Source organism: Schauerella aestuarii, assembly GCF_009866805.1.
In the GTDB taxonomy this organism is placed as follows: Bacteria; Pseudomonadota; Gammaproteobacteria; order Burkholderiales; family Burkholderiaceae_B; genus Schauerella; species Schauerella aestuarii.
In genome coordinates this window covers 701,272-721,416 of the sequence record NZ_SIZW01000039.1, presented here as the reverse complement: position 1 = coordinate 721,416, position 20,145 = coordinate 701,272, and the positions used below count along the sequence as shown (strand labels likewise).

The 20,145-nt window shown below is 58.4% G+C and carries 16 protein-coding genes; 12 read left to right on the top strand and 4 right to left on the bottom strand.

Annotation, left to right across the window (positions count from 1 at the left end; all coding sequences use genetic code 11):
* Positions 1-68 precede the first annotated feature (68 nt).
* Positions 69-1,205, bottom strand: a complete 1,137-nt coding sequence (locus EYW45_RS06225; RefSeq protein WP_161134467.1) for a metallophosphoesterase — start codon at positions 1,203-1,205, stop codon at positions 69-71.
* A gap of 341 nt (positions 1,206-1,546) precedes the next feature.
* On the opposite strand from EYW45_RS06225, the gene EYW45_RS06220 reads away from it, so the two are divergent.
* Entirely contained in the window at positions 1,547-2,479 is a 933-nt protein-coding gene (locus EYW45_RS06220; protein WP_161134466.1) for a hypothetical protein, read from the top strand.
* Positions 2,480-2,491: 12 nt separating this feature from the next.
* Here the strand turns inward: EYW45_RS06220 and EYW45_RS06215 are convergent, their stop codons facing one another.
* From EYW45_RS06215 to EYW45_RS06205, 3 genes are read right to left on the bottom strand one after another with little or no spacing between them, the layout of a single operon-like run.
* Positions 2,492-3,247: an amino acid ABC transporter ATP-binding protein gene (locus tag EYW45_RS06215; RefSeq protein ID WP_161134465.1), complete on the bottom strand. Its 756-nt coding sequence runs from the start codon at positions 3,245-3,247 to the stop codon at positions 2,492-2,494.
* Positions 3,244-3,924, bottom strand: a complete 681-nt coding sequence (locus EYW45_RS06210) for an amino acid ABC transporter permease (RefSeq protein WP_161134633.1) — start codon at positions 3,922-3,924, stop codon at positions 3,244-3,246. Before EYW45_RS06210 ends, EYW45_RS06215 begins: the two co-directional genes overlap by 4 nt.
* Before the next feature lie 18 nt (positions 3,925-3,942).
* The gene (locus EYW45_RS06205) at positions 3,943-4,725 is read right to left on the bottom strand and encodes an amino acid ABC transporter substrate-binding protein (RefSeq protein WP_161134464.1); all 783 of its coding nucleotides are present in this window, start codon (positions 4,723-4,725) and stop codon (positions 3,943-3,945) included.
* A 266-nt stretch (positions 4,726-4,991) separates the two neighbouring features.
* Between EYW45_RS06205 and EYW45_RS06200 the strand changes: the two genes are divergently transcribed.
* The 11 genes from EYW45_RS06200 (at position 4,992) to EYW45_RS25005 (ending at position 20,080) form a co-directional block, all read left to right on the top strand.
* Positions 4,992-5,492, top strand: coding sequence for an RNA polymerase sigma factor (locus tag EYW45_RS06200; RefSeq protein ID WP_161134463.1), 501 nt, complete (start codon positions 4,992-4,994; stop codon positions 5,490-5,492).
* Positions 5,479-6,504 carry a FecR family protein gene (locus EYW45_RS06195; protein ID WP_161134462.1) on the top strand — a complete coding sequence of 342 codons (1,026 nt, stop codon included), beginning with the start codon at positions 5,479-5,481 and terminating at the stop codon, positions 6,502-6,504. Before EYW45_RS06200 ends, EYW45_RS06195 begins: the two co-directional genes overlap by 14 nt.
* A 353-nt stretch (positions 6,505-6,857) precedes the next feature.
* Complete coding sequence (locus EYW45_RS06190; protein WP_235938877.1) at positions 6,858-9,296, top strand: TonB-dependent receptor; 2,439 nt, start codon at positions 6,858-6,860, stop codon at positions 9,294-9,296.
* 304 nt (positions 9,297-9,600) lie between these two features.
* Entirely contained in the window at positions 9,601-11,751 is a 2,151-nt protein-coding gene (locus EYW45_RS06185) for a type VI secretion system Vgr family protein (protein ID WP_161134461.1), read from the top strand.
* A gap of 49 nt (positions 11,752-11,800) precedes the next feature.
* Positions 11,801-12,274, top strand: a complete 474-nt coding sequence (locus EYW45_RS06180) for a hypothetical protein (RefSeq protein WP_161134460.1) — start codon at positions 11,801-11,803, stop codon at positions 12,272-12,274.
* Between the two features lie 55 nt (positions 12,275-12,329).
* A complete protein-coding gene (locus tag EYW45_RS06175) occupies positions 12,330-13,103 on the top strand; it encodes a hypothetical protein (RefSeq protein ID WP_161134459.1) in 774 nt (257 codons plus the stop codon).
* A gap of 44 nt (positions 13,104-13,147) precedes the next feature.
* Complete coding sequence (locus tag EYW45_RS06170; protein WP_161134458.1) at positions 13,148-13,714, top strand: hypothetical protein; 567 nt, start codon at positions 13,148-13,150, stop codon at positions 13,712-13,714.
* A 51-nt stretch (positions 13,715-13,765) separates the two neighbouring features.
* Positions 13,766-14,056, top strand: coding sequence for a PAAR domain-containing protein (locus tag EYW45_RS06165; RefSeq protein WP_161134457.1), 291 nt, complete (start codon positions 13,766-13,768; stop codon positions 14,054-14,056).
* Between the two features lie 924 nt (positions 14,057-14,980).
* On the top strand, positions 14,981-17,710 hold the full coding sequence (locus EYW45_RS06160) for a TnsA endonuclease N-terminal domain-containing protein (protein ID WP_161134456.1): 2,730 nt from the start codon (positions 14,981-14,983) through the stop codon (positions 17,708-17,710).
* Positions 17,697-18,749, top strand: a complete 1,053-nt coding sequence (locus tag EYW45_RS06155) for an AAA family ATPase (protein WP_161134455.1) — start codon at positions 17,697-17,699, stop codon at positions 18,747-18,749. Before EYW45_RS06160 ends, EYW45_RS06155 begins: the two co-directional genes overlap by 14 nt.
* Complete coding sequence (locus EYW45_RS25005; protein ID WP_161134454.1) at positions 18,746-20,080, top strand: TniQ family protein; 1,335 nt, start codon at positions 18,746-18,748, stop codon at positions 20,078-20,080. Before EYW45_RS06155 ends, EYW45_RS25005 begins: the two co-directional genes overlap by 4 nt.
* Positions 20,081-20,145: the final 65 nt, after the last annotated feature.

Below are 20,145 nucleotides of genomic sequence, written 5' to 3'. Positions count from 1 at the left end.
GCGTGTGAAACCAGGCGGTTTGCAGGCTGTCTTTCAACGAACATCTGTGCGATGTCGTGATTCGAGCCTCAGTTGCGCTGCGGCCCCGATCGCAGCACGATCTCCGTAATTTCCGAAGGCCGGCCCAACCGGATCGGGAAGCCGGGCCATAACCCGCTGCCGTTGCTCACGTACAGCACCATGTCGTTGACTTGATACTGCCCGGAGACGAATCCTTCGTTCACCATTTGCGCGACCACATGCACGCCCAGGATCTGCCCGCCATGGGTGTGACCCGACAACTGCAGATCGACGCCGGCCGCCGCATTGGCGACCGCGCCCACCGGGCGATGGCTCAACAGGATCACGGCGTCGTCTTTCGACGTTTCCGTTAACGCAGCGGTGAGGTCGGGTTCCGGCTGGCCCACCATCGTCGCAGCACGATCGGTGATGCCTGCCACCACAAGATGTTGTCCGGCACGAGTGAGCGTGACGTGCTCGTTGAGCAGCATGCGCAGCCCCAGGCGCTGAAAAGCCGGCACCCAACGCACATACTCGGCGTAGTACTCGTGATTGCCCGGAATCGCGAGCACGCCATCGGCGGCGCGCAACTGCTGAAGCGGCTGCACATCCGCCGCACGTGCCTCAACGGTGCCGTCCACCAGATCCCCGGTAATCACGGTCAGGTCCGGTTTGAGCGCATTGGTGCGCTCGACCACTTCTTTCATCCACGGCCCCTGCAGCAGTCGGCTGGCATGCAGGTCGGTCAGTTGCACGACGCGATAGCCATCGAACGCCGCGGGCAGGCCCGGCATGGCGATCTCGATGGTTTTGACATCGGGCACCCGCACGGCTTGCCACACCCCAACGCCACTGAGCACCACCGCAATGGCGCCCAGCGCCGCACTCACGCCGCCATGGGCGAGGACGCGCCTGCCCTTGTCGCGCGAGATTGCGAACGTTATGCCGCCCACAATATCCCGTATCAACAGCAGGATGCCGAGCAGGATCAGCGCGCCGAACGCCCAGCCCAGCACCACCAGTACCTGATGCGGCACCTCGGGCGAAGCCATCGTGCCGAAGAAATTGCGCGTGATCAGATGATGCTCGGCGGCAAGCAGCACGAGCACAGCGAGCGCCACGCGCGCGGCCTTGCTCCAGCGCAACGGCCAGACGAAACGCCAGATCACATAGAAGGCGATGAGTGCCGTGAAGACATGAAACACGTTGAACTTCCTGCTGAAAAAACGAATCGCCTGTGCCGGGATAACGACACAGGCGCTTGCATGATGGACGATGAGGCACACGTGAAAAAATCGATGGACATCGAATCGGTATGCGTGTGCCACGCGAGATACAAGGTCAGACCGCGTCAGGCGAGAAAGATTCCAACCTTACACAATTGCGATGACAGGCATTGGTGCGGCCATCGAAAGAGATCATTCACCCGCCGATGCCAGATGGCAGATGCCAGATGGCAGATGACAGATGGCCGGATGCCGGATGACAGATGCCAGATATCTTTGCGATTGTTGCATTACCCATAGTGCACACGCAAAATGCGCACATGAAAAAACGCCCCCTTGCGTCGCTCCTTGCACTGTTCATCACTGTCGCGAACGCGCCGGTATCCGCCGAGACGCTATACAACAGTGGCGGTTTGATGGTTGACGCCGACACCCGCAGCCAGCGCGATGTGAATACCGGCCAGGCACAGCATGTGTCCCGCACCCTCATCACGTTCCAAGGTCGTCCACTGTGCGGCACAGACGTCGCAACGCTTCTCTATCCCGAACCGGATGGCAATTCGCCGCGCGCCTTCTATTGTTCGGGGCCGGTGAAGGTGATCGATGCCGGAATATTGGCGTTTTTCACCAGCAGCAGCGCCAAGACGGTACTGGCGCACCTCACGGTCCGCGAGGGTGCCCTGCGCGTGCGACGCATCGATGTGTCGCCCCAGCCGTCGCGCAACACGCTATACGGAACGAGATTCATGGATGCGCGCTTGCCGGGATGGACACGCATCGAAACCGCCTGGAAAGAGACGGTGCTGATCCGGCATGCCGATGCACGCGTCGTTAGCCTGGGAGAGGGCCGATTGCTCGACATCGAAGGTGACATCGCCTACCTCGCCATCCCACCTGGATCGACCGTGATTGAACGCCAGCCCGAGACGCGCATCAAGGACGCCTACGGCGATATGCAGCGCGTGCCTGCGATAACCGAACACGTCGCCACGGCACTCGCGTTTCGCGCCGTACGCGTGACCGACGGGCGCGAACTGGCCCGACTGACCGGCGCCGACAGGTGCCTGCTACTGCCCAGGATCGCATTCGAGCCGAACGCGTATGCGGCGGGCAGCAAGATCGACGTCGCGTACGACGACGTGCCGGCATGGCGGGCGAGCACGTTGCAATTCAATCCAGTAAAGGGTTCCGCCGCATTGCAATTACGACCGGGAATCCAGCTTCCCCGCAAGCCCGGCTGCACGCCAGGTTGATCGCCAACGACGTCAGATCGTGGGCGCCCCTTGCGTCAACGTCGACACAAAACGCTGCGTGCGCGGATCGGTGGGCCGTTGAAAAATCTCAGCAGACGGCCCCGACTCCACCACGTTGCCTTCGCTCAAAAACACCACATTGCGCGCCACCGATGCCGCCAGACGCAGGTCGTGCGTGGCCATCAGCATCGTCATGCCTTCACGCGCCAGTTGCTGCAACACCTCAACCACCTCTGCGGCCAGACCGGGGTCCAGCGCCGACGTCGGCTCGTCGCACAGCAACACCCGCGGCGACGGGGCCAACGCACGCGCGATGGCCACGCGCTGCTGTTGCCCGCCGGAGAGCATGGCCGGCCAGGCTTCCGCCTTTTCCAGCATGCCCACCTTTTTCAACAGTTCTTCGGCGCGTGCCCGCGCACGATCGAGCGGCCACTTCTGCACCGTCAGCAAGCCTTCCATCACGTTGGCGATTACGCGCTGATGCGGAAAAAGCTGGAAGTTCTGAAACACCATCCCGGTCTGGCGGCGAATGCGCTGCACTGCTTCGCTTGGCAGCCTCTTGCCGTCGAACACAACGGTCTCATCACCGATCTGCAAGGTGCCCGACTCCGGTACCTCCAGCAAATTCACGCATCGCAGCAGCGTGCTCTTGCCGCTGCCCGACGGGCCGATGAGCGCCGTCACGCTGCCTTCTTCCAGCGCCACGTTCACACGATTGAGCACATGCAGTTCGCCGAAGTGCTTGTCGATCTGTTCAAGACGAATCATCGGCTGCCTTCTCCAAACACCGCATGCTGGCTGAAACGCTTTTCCATCTTCTGCTGCGCCCACGAGAGCACGGTGCTGATGATCAGATAGATGAACGCGGCCTCGAGATACAGGATCAACGGTTCATACGTGACGGCAGCAATGCGCTGGGCCGCCTGGAAAATTTCCGGCACGGTCAGCACCGCCGCGAGCGACGTGTCCTTCACCAGCGAGATCACCGAATTGGCCAAGGGCGGCACGGCCACACGCGTGGCTTGGGGAAGCACCGTGCGTCGCACCGCCTGCCACCGGGTCATGCTCAATGAATATGCCGCTTCCCATTGACCCTTGGAAATCGATTCGATCGCGCCGCGGATCACCTCGGAGTTGTACGCACCTACGTTCAACGTGAAGCCGATGAGCGCGGCGGGTAGCGGGTCGAGCACGATCCCCACGCTGGGCAGTCCGTAGAAGATCACGAACAACTGCACCAGCAGCGGCGTGCCGCGAATCAACCACACGTAAAACCGCACCAGCGCCACGAGCGGCTTCGGGCCGAAGAGCCGGATCAGCGCGACCACGAAGGCCAGCACCAATCCCAGCGAGAACGACATGATGGTGAGCGGGATCGTGAACACCAACCCCGCATGAAGCAGGGGCCAGAACGAATCCAGAACGAGCTGAAGCCAGGCGGGCACGGTTTGCATTACCCCGGATTATTGCTTCGACACATCGACGCCGAAGAACTGCTCGGAGATCTTCTTGTACGTGCCATCGGCCTTGATATCGGCAAGTGCCTTATTAATGGCCGCCACCAGGGCGGGATCGCCTTGGCGCAACAGCACGCCCGAACTGCTGAACTCGGCGCTCTTATCCAGGGCAGCAATCTTCACCGGCGCTTGCGGACGCTGCTTCTTGAAATCCAGGAATGAGAGATTGTCATTCACCGTGGCTTCGACGCGCTTGGAGACGAGCAGCTCGATGGCTTCGTTGAAACCCTGCACGCCCACAACCTCCGCGCCGTTGTTCTGCGCCAGCTTGCCGAAGTTGCTGGTCAATGTATTGGCCGACTTCTTGCCTTTCAGATCGGCAAACGACTTGATGGTCGTATTGTCGTCACGCACGATCAACGCGGCCGCCGACGAAATATAGGGATCCGAGAAAGCGTATTTCGCCTTGCGCGCGTCGGTGATGCCGACTTGATTGATCACGGCGTCGTAGCGCTTCACGTCGAGGCCTGCGATCAGGCCATCCCACTTGCCCTCCACGAACTGGGCTTTCACACCAAGCTTCTGGGCGATCGCGCGGCCAATCTCGACATCGAAGCCGGTGAGCGCGTTGGATTTGTCGTGAAAGCTGAACGGCGCATACGTGCCTTCCGTGCCGATCTTGATCACACCGGCGGATTTGATATCGGCCAGGTTGGATTGAGCGAAAGCGCCAGCGGCGGCGGTCAGTTGCAGCAGGCCCGCGACGAGCAACACGCGAAGAGATTTCATGAAGAAACTCACTGTAGATTTGAATGTGGAATCGACTCTAGCAACTTACCTAATGCCAATCAAAGCATATTATTAGCTAATAACATTACTTGAAGTAATAAGCCGTCGACGGGCGCTGCTTGAAGGCGCGACGATCGACAAGGCGGCCCGGCCTGCGTAAGCAATTCCGGTTCCAGATGAGGCTCCCGCACCACACCTTTCGCGCCATATGGGAATGCATATTAGAATCAATAGCTGTCTGTCATCCTATCTCCACCCTCCTCCCCATGTCCGATCCCGCCCAGGCCAAAAAAGACTGGCTTGCCCATTACGCAGAAATGATCGGCAAGTGGCGCGGACGACGGCGTGAAGACGGCGAAGACGCCATGCAGGACACCGTGCTGGGCATGCTGGAGCGCGGCGTCGCGGCCATCTACGATCCGCGCGCGTATATGTCGCGCGGCACGTCCAACCGACTCGTGAGCGGCTATCGGCACGTCAACGCGCTGGAAATGACGTCGCTGGATGCGCTGGAAGGTGTGGAGCATCGGGCCTGCGCCCAAGCCGAGGACGACGTGCGGCTCAGGCAACTGGCGGATGAGCTGGGCAACGCGCTTGAGGACCTGCCGCTCAAATGCCGGCAGGTGTATATCCGGTGCCGGCTGGAAGGCTGGACGCACACGGAGATCGCAGACGAAATGTGCCTCTCGCGCAGCATGGTGGAGAAATACATGACGCGGGCGGTACGTCACATCAACGAGCGGTTGCAACACCATGCGCCGCACTGACGTCGACTCGGCGCATCCGTCCGTGGACGACGGCGAGGATGGCGCGCTCGACGTGCCCCTGGATGCTGCTCATTGGTTCGCACGCATGCACTCCGGCGAGGTCACAAACGCCGATCGGCAAGGCTTCGCCGCGTGGTGCGCCGCCGACCCCGCCAATGCGCGCGACTATCGCGTCCTGGTCGCGCAGTGGCATGCGGCACGCGTGCTGCCCGAAGCACGCCTGCGCGGCTTGATGCATGAGCCACCCGCTTCGCCCCCGTCCCGGCACACGGCCCGGCGGCGTTTCGCGCTCGGCATGGCAGCCGCCTGTACGCTCACCCTCGTGGCGGGTGTGCTCACCGCGTCCCACGTATTCGAGCACGCGGCAGATCCCGTGGCGTTCGTGACCCGCAAAGGGGAGCGACGCGAGGTTGCGCTATCCGACGGCTCCGTGCTGCATCTGAACGGCGAAACCCGCCTCATCGCCACACTCGGCCCGCGAGAACGCCGAATCCTGCTCACGCATGGCGAAGCGTTTTTCGAGGTGGCGCACGACGCCGCGAGGCCCTTCGTGGTTGAAGGCGGGGCCGGCCGGGTTACGGTAACGGGCACCCGCTTCAATGTACGGCACGATAGCGACACCTTGCAGGTGAGCGTCGAATCCGGCTCCGTCCGGCTGGATACGGGCCCGTGGTGGCGCGCGATCGAGCGCCGGCTTACCGCCGGGCAGCAGGCCGACGCCTATGCGGACCAGACGCTCAGCAGCGTGACGCAAGTCAACGTCGAGCAGCTTGCGGCGTGGCAGCGCGGCAAGATCGTCTTCAACGATGCGCCGTTGTCCACCGTGATCCGGGAAATGAACCGCTATCTGACGCAATCTGCGCGGCTCGCGTCGCCGGAGCTCGGCTACTACCGGATCTCCGGCATTTTCAGTGTGGACGATCCTCTGGCGATGTTCGATGCGCTGCCGGCGATCGCGCCGGTGCGCATCAACCGGCGGCCCAACGGCAACCTGTGGGTGCTGGCCCGATAGTGATTGCGGTTTTTTCGGTAGCCATCGTTCTGCCGGCCTGCTGATGATGGCGAATTCAACGACGTGAGCCTCGATGCCGGGCCGTCGCCGGCAACAGGGCAGGTATTAGCATGCCGGCCGCACCGTCACTGCAATGTCAACGAGGCAATGTCAACGAGGCAACGTCAGCAAGGCAATGTCAGCAAGGCAATGTCAAAACGTAACAGATCGATTACAAAATAATAGTAATTCGCATTCCGGTAACAGGGCCTCTCAAGCGACTAGGTAGATGAGGGGTGGTCTTTGCACCTCGCCCCCAGCTTTCGATTGCAACCTTCGCGCCCCCTAAGCGGGCTTATCCCTGGATACCGATCTTGAACTCCGCCTCGACCCGACCCGCGTTGCAAGCTGCCCCGCGCGTCACGCTAAGCGCCCTTGCGTTCTCGCTCTCCCTCGCCTTCGCCGCCATGGCGCCCGCCGCCCACGCTCAGGAAGCGCCTGTCAGCGTGAGCATTCCAGCGCAGCCCCTGGGCGACGCCCTCCTGCAACTGGGCTCGCAAACGTCTCTGCAAATCTTCTTTTCACAGGACGTGGTTCGTGGCCGCAACGCGCGCGCCGTCTCCGGCACGCTCACGCCCGAACAGGCACTGAGCCAACTGCTGCAAGGCACCGGTATCCAGCAAACCCGTAGCGGCAACAACGTCACGCTGTCGCAAGCCGGCACGGCGGGTGTGGCGACCGCCACCGGTGGCGCCACCGAACTCGAAACGGTGACGGTCACCGCCGGCATCCTGGGCGATCTCGCCGCGCCCTACGCGGGCGGCCAAGTCGCTACCGGCGGCAGCCTGGGCATTCTCGGTTCCGAAGACGTGATGAGCACCCCGTTCAGCACCGTCAACTACACGTCCGAGCTCCTGTACGACCAACAGGCCCGCACGCTGGCCGATGTGGTCGTCAACGACGCCTCGGTGCGTACGCTTACCTCGAGCGGCGGCTTCGGCGAAGACTTCCAGATTCGTGGCTTTCCGGTCGGCAGCGGCGACGTGAGCGTCAACGGCCTGTACGGCCTGGTGTCGTCGAGCCGCGTGCCGGTGCAGATTCTCGAGCGCGTTGAAGTGCTCAAGGGCCCCGGCGCGTTCATGCGCGGCATTCCGCCCAACGGCAGCATCGGCGGCGCGATCAACGTGGTCACCAAGCGCGCCGACGACGAGCCCTTGGCACGCGCCACGCTGGGCTACATGAGCAAGAGCAACCTCACCGGCCAGTTGGACTTGGGCCGACGTTTCGGCGAAGACAATGCCTGGGGCCTGCGCTTTAACGGCGTCAAGCGGGGCGGCGAAGCCACCCTGAAGGACGGCAAGCAGGGCCTGGAAATGGGCGCGCTGGGCATCGACTACCGCGGCGCGCGTCTGCGCTGGTCGGCCGACGCCATCCATCAGGAAGACACCATCGAGGGCGTGCGCTCGCAGATCGGCTGGCAGCCCAATGTGCGCAGCCTGCCCAGCGCGCCGGACGGCGACATCGATTTCTATCCCGGCACGCGACTCACGCAACGCGACAGCACCATCATGTCGCGCCTGGAGTACGACTTTACCGACAATCTCACCGGGCACATCGCGGGCGGCTATCGCGACGGTAAAGTGCGCCAGATCTTTCCGGTCACGGTAAATTCCGCAGGCGCCCGTCAATCGGTCGACGAGAATGGCAACTTCAACGTCATGACCACCTACTACGACTCGTACTCCAAGACGGGGAGCGGCGATGCGGGTGTCACCGCACGGTTCAACACGGGCAGCGTGGGCCATCGCGTGGCCCTGGGCGCTACGTACCTGAACCAGGAAAATGGCAACGCCTACTCCACCGGTTCGGCGATCGTCGCCTCCAATATCTACAACCCGGTGGATATTCCTGCCGGCCCCGCGACCCGTCTCACGCCGCAGAAAGCATCCGACACGACGCTCACGAGCTTCGCACTGTCCGACACGCTTTCATTCGCCGAGGACCGGATTCTGATCACGGCCGGGGTGCGCCGCCAGACGGTCGACGTCGACAGCTTCAACACGATCACGGGCGCGCGCACCAGCGGCTACCGCGCCAGCGCCAATTCGCCGATCGGCGGCATCGTGCTCAAGCCGGCGGACAACGTCTCGGTGTATGCCAACTTCGCGCAGGGCCTCACCCGCGGCACCATCGTGGCCGACCAGTATGAAAACCGCGGCAGCGTGCTGGCCCCCTACAAGTCCAAGCAGTACGAAACCGGTGTGAAGGTCGATTGGGGCAACGTCACCACCACCGCGGCGATCTACCAGATCGCCCGTCCCGCTGGTCAGGCCGACACCACCAGCAATATCTACGGCTACTTCGGCGAGCAACGCAATCGCGGTCTCGAACTGACCGCCTACGGCGAACTCACGCGCGGCCTGCGCCTGATGACGAGCGCAGCGTTCGTGAAGAGCGAACTCACCAGCACGCCCAACGGCGTGAACCAGGGCAACCGTCCGTCGGGTGTGCCGGCCAGCACGTATAGCGCCGGTCTGGATTGGGATACGCCATGGGTGCAGGGTCTGAGCCTGAACGGCCGCACGATCCGCACGTCGTCGGTGTACCTCAACAACGACAACACGCTCGACCTGCCCGGCTACACGCGCTTCGACATCGGCGCGCGTTACGCCACGCAGATCGCCGGCAAGGATGTGGTGTTCCGCGCCAACATCGAAAACGTGACCGACAAGAATTACTGGCTGTCGTCGGGCTCGTTCGTGACCAATGCCGCAGGTCGTACCTACATGTTGTCGGCGTCGATCAATTATTGATTGAGGCAGGGCAACTTGCGCGCGACGCTACTGGCGTCGCGCGCTAAGCGAATCAGGTCGGTAAGTTTGCGCCAAAGCATGTTGCCGCCCCCGTCTGACTTCTATCCCGCGGATGTGGTGCTAGGGGCTGCTTTGGTCTCCGGGGTTACAGACAGAATTCAGGTATGTCCATTTGAAAATTTCGGGAATGGGCTGCCCGTGCTTACTTTAGTATGCCGGGGCGCTGACGCACATGGGCACACATAAGCCTCATGGCCGCGCATCAAACCAGAATATTGAGTACAGCTCATTCACGCGGGGTGAGATGCCTTCGATTGCAGATTCAACACACATACTGAATACGGACCGGTCGATCCGGGTGTCGGTCGGCACCGAGCCGTCCGGATTTCTGTTCGACGCCATGCAAGGCACGGACGGCCTGTCGACCTTGTCGGAGTACCGGGTGCGCCTGTTGCATCGTTCGATGCAGGTCGACGTCGGCAGCCTCCTTGGCCAACCCCTTGTCCTGACGATCGAGGCTACGACCGCGCCCAGATATCTCGGCGGCGTGATCGCCAGCTTTGCACTGCTGGGCCAGGCCGACGACACGGATCGCTATTTCGCGTACGAGGCCGTGGCGGTGCCGTGGCTGTGGCTGGCCACGCACAAGCGGGAATTCCGCATCTATCAAAACCAGAGCGTGCCGGACACCATCAAACAGGTGTTGGCGCCTTATGGGTACGCATTCGAGTTCGAGCTGGCCGAAAAGTACGAGCCGCGCGTCTACTGCGTGCAGTACGACGAAAGCGATTTTCAGTTCGTCAGCCGGCTGCTCGAAGCCGAAGGCATCCACTACTACTTCCGGCATGCCCAGGACAAGCACACCCTGGTGATGAGCGACGAAGTACAGAATCACAAAACCGTGGCTGGGTACGAACAGGTGCGGTACTTCCTCGAAGACAAGCTGACGCGGCCGCAGCAGGAACACATGACCCGGATGGCCGTGTATCAGAGCTTGCGACCGGGCCGATACACCACCAACGACTACAACTTCGTCACCCCCAACGCCGACCTGAAGGCCCGCCAGCACATCCAGCTGCCCCATGAACACAACCAGGCCGAGGTTTACGACTGGCCCGGCAACTACGGCGACACGCCACTGGGGGAGCGCTATGCACGCCAGCGCATGGAGGAACAGCATCACGTCCGCAACACCCGCACATTGCACAGCACGGCGCGGGGCGTGGCCACTGGATCGCTGTTCAATCTGACCGGTTGCCCGCGCACGGAAGAAAATCGCGAGTATCTGGTGCTGGCCACGCGCTACGACTTGAAGGAAAACAACTACAGCTCGCTGGGTGACGATGCCTCGCAGGGCCACAGGTGCCGATTCAACCTGACCGTTCAAGATTCGAAGCTGCCGTTCCGGCCGCCCCGCACCACTGAAAAGCCGCGTTCCAAGGGACCGCAGACCGCAGTGGTCGTGGGGCCGCAGGGCAAGGAGATCTGGACCGACGAGTATGGCCAGGTCAAGGTGCACTTCCACTGGGACCGCTACGACAAACGCGACGAAAACAGCTCCTGCTGGATCCGTGTTTCGAGCAGTTGGGCCAGCGGCAATTTCGGCGCGATCCAGGTGCCACGTATTGGCGACGAGGTCATCGTCGATTTTCTGAATGGCGATCCGGACTGCCCGATCATCACCGGACGGGTATACAACGCGGCGAAGATGCCGCCCTGGACGCTGCCTGAAAACGAAACCCAGATGGGCATCTACACGCGCTCAAGCCCTGGCGGCAACTATCACACGGCCAATGCCCTGAGATTCGAAGACAAGACCGGCCAGGAAGAGATCTACATCCTCGCGCAGAAGGACCGCAACGAGAAAACCAAGCACAACCATACCGAGCGGATCGACAACAACTGGGTGCAAGCCATCGGCAACCACAAGGCCATCGAGGTCGACGGCAATCACAGTGAGTCGGTGCACGGCAACATGGTGCTGCACGTGGGCCCCAGCGGCGTGGGACGCGTGCTGTCCGATTCGTTCCGCAAGTTGGTGGAGGGCATCGGCAATGTGGCCAAGGCGTTGCCGATCCCGGGCATCAATCAGTTGGGGCGCGGCGTTTATTCGCTCTTTGCGGATCAGGCCATCAACGAGGCCACTGCTGGTGTCAAGACCGAGTTCGTGGGCATAAGCAAGACGGTGACCGTGGGCGGCACGATCGTCGAAAGCGCCGGTCATTCGATCCAGCTGACGTCGGGCTCCCATATCTCGCTGGACGCGGCAAACACGGTGTCCATGACCTCGAATGGCGAGTTCCATGTTCAGGTCGGAAAATCGGAGCTGCGCCTGACTGCCGATGGGTTCATTCGTTTGAGCGGAGACACGCTCTTTCTGAATTTCGAGAACGGCATCGAGATGCAAGCCACCAATGAAATCGCGCTTGCTTCAAAGAAGATCAACCTGAACTGATCGCTCTCAAACCAAAACTCACTCAATTGCATCAAGCACATCAATCATCATGATTCACAACAAGCGACAGTTTTTTATCTCGGGCGCGACATTGTTGCTCGTGATCGCCGGTGTATGGATTGCATCGCATTTTTTTGGTGAGCAAAGCAAGCCGCCACTGGCTTCGGCACAGGGACAACTGTCTTGCGGCAGCGAGCAGTATTCCGAATACAACAAGAATATGGTGCTGGCCGGAGAAATGACGATCGGCAGACAGCCCCCGACGGGTACGCGCCAGCAGCAGCAAGCCATGGTCGACGCGTTCGGCGCACTCACCCTGCCAAAAGACAAGACCGTCATTGCCGCAAGCTTCCTGAAAACGGGGAAGGTATACACGCAGATTTGTCAGGGCGAGAAATGCACCATGAACGAAATGGCGGCGCCCGAGCAGGCCTGCCTGGCCGAGAACTGGAGCGGTTGCCAATATCTGGCCATGCAATTCAGAGAAAAACAGTACTGCTTCCTGACGCCCGCGGATCAGTGACATGAGCGACACCGAATTTCCATTTGGCAATGACCTGATGAAGCCCGACGATTGGGTGGGTGCGATGAGCACGAAATCCAAACGCTGGCTCATTTCCTATGAAGGCAGCCTGGCGGTGGTCTGCGGCTACCACAGCTTTATTTTTCTTGGCCTGGACAGCATGGCCATCAGCGTGGTGAACATCCTGAACTGCGGCATCACCGCAAGCGCTCCCATCGGCAAGCTGTTCAAGGCTGCGGGCGGCGTCGCGAGGGATGCCCTGGCCTTCGAGAAAGCTAACGATGTCGCCGGCAACGCCAAGAAAATCGACGATGCCGCCACCATGGAGCGTGAACAAGGCGCAGCCAACAGCGGCATGGCGCTGTACGAGCGCATGAAGAAGGCGATCCCTCAACTGGTCTACGCGAACAAGCCTTTTTCGCTCGACGATCTTGCCGGCATGCCTGGGGGCATCGCCGGTGCCGAGATCGAGGCCGTCGGTGCCGCGGGGATCTACCGAATCGAAGGATACGACGGCATCACGGGCGGGTTTACGAGCGATTTTTTCTTTAGGGCGACGGTCGCCAATGCCGGGACGGGGTTGGTCGCCGGTGGCGTAGGAATTTCCGCGGGCGTCTGGAGCGTCGAACGCCCTCACAATCTTTATTGGGAGCTGGGCGCCAGCGCGCGTGCGCGGTGTGTGGTGGAGAACAGCGCACCGGGCTACGACCAGCCCTATCGGCAAATTCCAAACCTGCATCCGTATTTGCAGGGCCTGCCCCCAGCGGGCTGCCCGATCGAAGAAACCCACTTCAATCCTGCCCGCCTCATGCAGCAACCGATCCCTTGATTCCAATGAACACCCGAAGCGCAATCGAACCCAGCAAGCCGGCATTGGCCGGCGCCATCCTGTCCAAAGGCGGCCAGAGCATGCCGGATCTGTGGCGCATTCAACATTCGAACGCCAACCTGTTTGCCCGCTTCGTCAGAACGGCGCAGCCTCAGCGAGCGGCCGGTATCTCGGCGCTGATTGGCGACGGAGAAATCGCCATCCGGCGGGAATTGCAATCCATTCCCGCAGCGTCCTGGGTAAGCCTGTGCGCGGCGGCCGGCTGGACGCATGTCGGCGCAGCATCGCTGTCATGGTGCGACGGCGTCAACGAGGAACAACTATGGCAAGCGTGGAACGAGGCCACGCCGTCGGCAGCCTCCCCGGAGGATGCCTTCTTCATCGCCGCCAGATCGACGAACCCCGCGTTCCTGCTCGACGACAAGACCCTGTCGGCCTTCGTGCCGCATCTGCTGGCAGACAAGATGAAGGTATGCGTCTCCCTGGCAGCACGCAGCGAGCAGGTGTCGATGGATTGCTCGCCGGCAGCGCTACATGCTCTGCCCAAGGACTTTCAACAATTCCTGTCCCATCGCGAAATCAAGCTCGACCAGACGGACGCCCGGCGCTGAGCGCCGAACCTGTGCATCGCGCACAACCTGTTTTGGAATACCGCCCTCCCGATGCCCGCCGCAGCCAGACTCAACGATCACGCCTCCGACCATGACGGTGCGCCGCCGACCCCGTGTACCGGCGCCTCGCCCGATGTCAGCATCGACGGCCGCGCCGCCGTACGTGAAGGCGACCCCTTCGCGCCGCATGCCCGCCCAGACGAATCCGATCATGCGCGCAACCTGGCGGCAGGATCGAGCTCGGTGTTCATCAACGGCAAGCCTGCCGGCAGGATCGGGGATAAGATTTCATGCGGCGGCCAGATCGCGGAAGGCTCGGAGACCGTCTTCATCGGCGGCTGAGCACGACTTGCCGTGTGGAAAAAACCATAAAGTGGCTGCCCGGGAAACCAATTAGCGGCTGAAAGTGACAGTTTCCGGCTGTAAAACCGCCATCGCCGAAGCGCTCCCGAAATCAAATATTGGCCGACCTTCAAAATCGCAACCATAACTTGGCACGATGGCGATGCGGCTAGATTATCGCAGCCTCATCAGCTCAAAATATTTTTCGGCCACTCTCCCTGCTCGCAACTCATTTGACGCCACGCATGCGGACGAGCACCACGATACTTATGATCAAAACTGCCTCGGAGTTGCTCGCAGCATTCATCCTTGCCGAACTTAAGAACCTTGAATCGATCGACATGTCGCATATGCCAACCCTTGGCGCGGCCTAGGAAAGGATCGAAAACGGCTAATCATGCAAGATCAGACCACCAAAACAGCATGAAAATCCTTTTAAATCAAAGGCATAAGACACCCTCCAATTTGCAGCGTCAACAATCTCGTGGCAAAATCGACGACCAGATTCCTTTATGCAGTTTTGCACCCCCGATCTCGGTAAGAGACTCGGGCAAGGAATCTCACGTCCACATGGAGCCACCACAGAAATAGATCACGAACGTACGAGATAGACGCAAGAAAGCCAGCAGCTCCCTGGCAGGAGATTGCTGGCTTTTTGGACCTTGCTTAGGTATCAGACCCTACGCATGATCCTAATGGATTGGGATAGCTTCGTCAAGCTGTCCACGGGCACACTCGTGCCTACACTTCATCTTGCTGCTCCTTCTCGACAATTCTAATAATTGAAGGACGCATAACTCTGCGGTCAGCCTCGCTGTGTAGCGGGTAGCCAAATAAGCACATACGTCTAGGTTTGCACGCTGCTTCAAATACAGCAGGCAACAGATGGAGCTGAACGCAAGCTTATGCAAGAGGAGTCAAGTCATGCTGAACAGTGCACAGCTCGAACAATATTTTCTCGATATAAGCCTTCCAGAACAAGGGCGTCAATTAGTGAGGCGCGTCCGCGATGGCGATCCCGCTCGTACGCCGAAAAATCAGTACGGAAACAGCGTCGTTTGGTATGCAAGCCGAAAGATGCATAAACGCTTCGTGCGCGTAGAGAGTCGGACAATTGAAGCTCCGGCAGCCGCAATGTACGACATGGACGATTCAGTGCTGGAGTTTTACGCACAGCCGACCACCGTGTCGCTGACACTAATCGACCAGCACGGCCGTCGTTCGGGCAAGGTAAATCACACCCCTGACTTTATGGTCTTGCGTAAAACGCACGTCGAGATGATCGAATGGAAGCAAGAATCTCGGCTTCGAGCTCTGGAAAAGCATCACAGCAATTTCCAGAAAGATGCGGAGACTCATACTTGGCATTATCGACCAGCTGAAGAGTACTTCTCGCGATATGGCGTGATGCATCGGACGCTAAGCGATTTTGATATTCCACGTGTTGAGATAGCCAACTATCGATTTCTCGACGATTACCTCCTTGAAACCGCCCCGCCTTTATCACCACAGGCCGAAACCAACCTTCGAGCGGTGTTTGACAATGAACCAAGCATTCGATTCAAAGATCTGATTGAATTAAATGAGGTTAATTCTGATGACATCTTCAAAGCTGTGATTGCAGGGCTCATATTTGTAGACTTAAAAAAATCCCGCCTCGACTTTACCGAATCACTAATCCTGCATCGGAATCGCAACTTTGCACTCATACACGAAGAGCTGGAAAACCAGACGGACCTGACGATTCCTTATCCTGGTATGAGTAAAACAATCGAAGTAGGTACGCAAGTCATCTATCATGGAAAGACATGGAAGATACGGTTTATTCATGGCCAAGAGGTTGGATTGCAGGGAGAGGGAAATGCACAAATATCACTCCTGATCGAAGATCTCTTCCATTCTCAAGTCACAGTTATGGCATCAGCGGCAGCTGTCGATTCATTCCATAGTCCAATACAAAAAATCAAAAGTCTCGCTGATGCCTCGACCGAGGAACTCGAATTAGCCTTGCGCCGTCGTGAAATCATCAAAGATCACAGCCCAACGACGCCAGTCAGAACTAGAGCACGATGGGCAATGCGTCTGAATGGGCTCACAAACATTTGCGACCAACTGATCGCTTTGATTCCCCGTTTCCGCGATCGCGGTAATCGCAGTGCCCGGATCAGCGAAGAGACGGAAACGTTGATGGCGCATGTCATTCGGAAGTTCTACAACACGCCTGAAGGGCGGTCGACAATAGCCTCATATAGCGAATACGCACGGCAATGCGCTCTCGCAAACGTGGAGGCTGCAAGCATTCAGACCTTTCGTAAACACCTAAAGAATCTAGGGTCCACACGCGCTCGAGCCGGCAAGCGTAAGGACTATTCCGAGCGAGCAATTCCACTCTATCTCGACTGCAAAGAGCCCGTGCATGGAGTACTTCCTCATGAGGTCTGCTATGTCGACCACACTGTTCTCAACCTTGCAACAACGGGCCCAAATGGAAGCGATCTGGGGAAACCATATCTATCACTTGCCGTTGACGGCGCGACAACTCTAATAAGAGCGTTCTTCGTAGGCTATTGGCCCCCCTCTTCCACTGTGGTCCTATTACTCCTCCGTGATTACGTTCGTCGCCACAATCGCCTTCCAAAAATCCTTGTATTGGACGGAGGAGCCGAATTCAGATCCAAAACCTTAATAACGTTCTGCAGAATATTTAACATCACCATGCGTCATCGCCCACCCGGAAAACCGCGGGGCGGAACTCTCGTAGAGAGAGCTTTCGGAGCTTTGGAAACAGACTTTATTGCTCAACTGGAAGGCAATACCCGCATTCTAAAAGAGGCAAGAATCACGACAAAGTCAGTTGAGCCCTTTCGACGGAGGCGCTGGACACTGGTTGCGCTCTGGCATGCGCTGGACGAATATTTCTTTAAAGAAATTAACCTTCGGAGAATCCATCCCGTACTAGGCATTACACGAGGTCAATTTGAACTTAACTTACATGCGGAAACCGGCAAGCGCGAGCATGTGAAGATTCCGTTTGATGAAAACGTGGTGCTAATGACCTCACCGCACGGCCCTCAATCAGTAAAGAAGGTAAATAATAAATTGGGAGTTTGGTCCGGCAATCGAAGCTACTGGAACGATGCCTTCAAGGCAGCGGGAAAGGCTGAGAGTGTCGAGGTTCGAATTGAGCCCTGGAATCATGACGTAATTTACGTGCATTTTCGAGGTCGATGGATTTCCGCCCTCTTCCGGAACATTCGGCGCAACCCGGGGATAACACCGTATGCCTACCAGGTTGCACTTCGGGAAGAGCGAAGGCAAGCCAATAAAAGGGCCGCGGACGACTCAGGCTCAGCCACTCGTGGGTCCCGTATGCACACGCTTACCGAGCCTGCGAATTACGACCCTCGACTGCGCGAGCAAGAGAAAGAGCAAAAGGCGCTGTACCTCAATGTGGGGCTCGTGCTCAATGCTCTCGAGGATGTGGAAATCGCCGAATCCTCATCTAAGGATGCGCCTTCAGATCTAGGAGGGATAGTTACGCCAGATGCGATTACGAGTAAAGACTCAGCAGAGGCCGAGGCTAATAGCGATCTCAGCTTGCAGACATCACCTGCCGACGACTCCATTTGGGACGACTTCGATGACTTTAAATAACCAAGCCGAAAAACCTGAAACTGAGGCAAATCGCGAAGTCTTGCTGAAGAGCTTCAGAGCCTTGCAAGTCAGACATAAGAAAATGGGGGAGATGATGAGTACCCTGCAGATTCTGACTGATCTCGAGGCTCCAGCGAACATCATCTTCCTTATCGGTCCAACTGGAATCGGCAAAACGAACTTGTGCCTTCGTGTTCTACATTCTTTGGTGATTAAAAACTCCGCTGATTTTGAATGCTCGAATGATCAAATACCGTACATCTTCGTTCCAGCGCCAGCGAACGGCGATCGTTCCCTATCATGGAAATCGCTGTATACGCATGCGCTTCAAAGCGCCGGAGACATTTTCACTGATAAAAAGCTAGCCAGAGAAATCTCCGGAGGCAACGTTCTCAAACAATCGGGATCTTTTTCAACGCTAGCAGCGCTACGAACCTCACTCGATAATGTTCTAAGACATCGAAAAGTAAGGGTATTGGTGATTGACGAGGCCTACCATCTACTGCGCTTTGGCAATTACACCGCAGTGATGGATACGCTCAAATCCATTGCCGATATGACTGAAACAAAAATTTTGCTGGTAGGAACCTACGACCTGGCGGGGCTAGCCGAGGCATACGCGCAAGTTGCCCGAAGAGCCGAAGTCGTCCACTTCGAGAGATATAAAGTCGATTCGGCAGATGACGTTGCTGAATTCCGGCGTGTACTCGCGAAGCTGCAACAGCACTATCCCTGCAAGGAGACACCGAATTTTGTTGCGGTAACAAAGGAGCTTATGGAGTACTCGTTGGGTTGCTTGGGACTTTTGAAAGATATTCTAAGGGGGGCATTATTGCTTCAGCTGCGGAGCTCTGGGGTTTGGAATACCGCCTTCCTTATTAAGTCCATCAAGTCTGCTGGTCTTCGCGAGCAAATACGAAGAGAGATCGAACTTGGTGAAGCGAAGGTTGCTAATTTGGCATACGGAGGGAACTGGATGGATAAGGCTGCACAGAACCATCTCGATAAGGCGATACGAAGAGGCGGAGCGCAGCAGTGACTTATCAAAGCTCTGCCGACGAAGAAGTTGATTTTCTTCCTGACTATGTCTCCACCATTGTCCCTGCTAAGCCATTCTTCAAGCTTCTCCCGCGCGATCTCGGCCGTTCTACTGCTGAGTCACTCCAAAGTTACGTGCGTCGGCTAGCCGATGCACACTGCATATCGCCGTATGTCCTCTCGGCCTTCGCGCTAAGTTCGACGGCCTCGCCGGGTGCTGTCCCCGACATTCTGGCTCGATTAAGAACGCCATCCATGGGGTCAGGAGCGTCAAACACGGCATCAATGCTCTCAGAGGCATTTGCTGATCGCACGGGTGAACCCTCAGTTCTGCTTACCACGCTGGCCCCTCTGTCCGAGGTGATCTCAAACCATGGGCTGCATCGTAAGCGTCCAGCGCATTGTCCTGTCTGTGTTTCGGTCTCTCTAACGGATGCACATGAACAGTTGCTTTGGACTATTCTCGCTGTTGCTGCATGTCCAGTCCACAAAGTCTGCCTCGTCGATTCGGTCTGCGGGAGTCCAGGCACCGACAAGCTTCATGAGACTCGAAAACTAGTGCTACCCGGTGTCTGCAATCGCTGCGGCAGCATTGGCTTTAAGTGCAAACCTTCCAAACCAGCCAACGCCTCGGCGCACCAAGTCTGGATCGCGGATCAAGTCGGAAGTCTAATTAGTCTGATTAGTGGAGGGTTTGAACCCAATAAAACGCTGCTATCTGCCGGACTTACTAGGACAGCAAATTTGCTAGGCAAGGGCAACTTATCTCGAGGCGCTCTAGCGGCCGGCCTACGCAAGGGGCAGTTCTCGGACTGGAGAAACGGAAAAGTACGACCTCCACTAGCCGCACTAATTGCATTAGCCTCATCGGCGAATGTGAGCCTGAAATCGATCTTTGAAGGCGAAGCACAACCCAATGAAGCAGACAGCATCGGATCGATCCTTTATGCGCCCAGAATTCGGCGTGTGAGGCAATCTCAACGTTCTGTTGAAAGGCTGATCAGAATCGCGGTGAGCGCCGAAGCCCCGCCTAGCGTCGCCGAGGTGGCAAGGAGCGTAATGATGGACAGGAAGACGCTTCAGCAACGCTACCCAAGGCAGGTTGCTCAAATTCAAAAAAATTATCTAGATCGTCTAGCTGCGGATAAGCTTGAACGACGACGCCTAGCCCACGAAGAGGTGAGCAAGGCTATGACCCTGATCAGTTCAAGAAACGAAAGGATTACCCTACGTCGGGTTCGCGAGATAGTCCGAAGGCCGTTCATGCATCGCGGGATTTACTACGACGCGTACATGACGTTGAGGCGACAAGTGGACAGCAATTTGGGTTAGCCGAAGGTCACTTCCCCGCTTACGTCCGCTCGCGCAGTAGGCTACGTGCCAATACATGAACCCGG

Excerpts from the sequence above, each read along its gene's own strand:
- EYW45_RS06220 (WP_161134466.1), top strand. The coding sequence starts at position 1,547 with ATGAAAAAACGCCCCCTTGCGTCGCTCCTTGCACTGTTCATCACTGTC.
- EYW45_RS06215 (WP_161134465.1), bottom strand. The coding sequence starts at position 3,247 with ATGATTCGTCTTGAACAGATCGACAAGCACTTCGGCGAACTGCATGTG.
- EYW45_RS06205 (WP_161134464.1), bottom strand. The coding sequence starts at position 4,725 with ATGAAATCTCTTCGCGTGTTGCTCGTCGCGGGCCTGCTGCAACTGACC.
- EYW45_RS06200 (WP_161134463.1), top strand. The coding sequence starts at position 4,992 with ATGTCCGATCCCGCCCAGGCCAAAAAAGACTGGCTTGCCCATTACGCA.
- EYW45_RS06195 (WP_161134462.1), top strand. The coding sequence starts at position 5,479 with ATGCGCCGCACTGACGTCGACTCGGCGCATCCGTCCGTGGACGACGGC.
- EYW45_RS06185 (WP_161134461.1), top strand. The coding sequence starts at position 9,601 with ATGCCTTCGATTGCAGATTCAACACACATACTGAATACGGACCGGTCG.
- EYW45_RS06180 (WP_161134460.1), top strand. The coding sequence starts at position 11,801 with ATGATTCACAACAAGCGACAGTTTTTTATCTCGGGCGCGACATTGTTG.
- EYW45_RS06165 (WP_161134457.1), top strand. The coding sequence starts at position 13,766 with ATGCCCGCCGCAGCCAGACTCAACGATCACGCCTCCGACCATGACGGT.
- EYW45_RS06160 (WP_161134456.1), top strand. The coding sequence starts at position 14,981 with ATGCTGAACAGTGCACAGCTCGAACAATATTTTCTCGATATAAGCCTT.
- EYW45_RS06155 (WP_161134455.1), top strand. The coding sequence starts at position 17,697 with ATGACTTTAAATAACCAAGCCGAAAAACCTGAAACTGAGGCAAATCGC.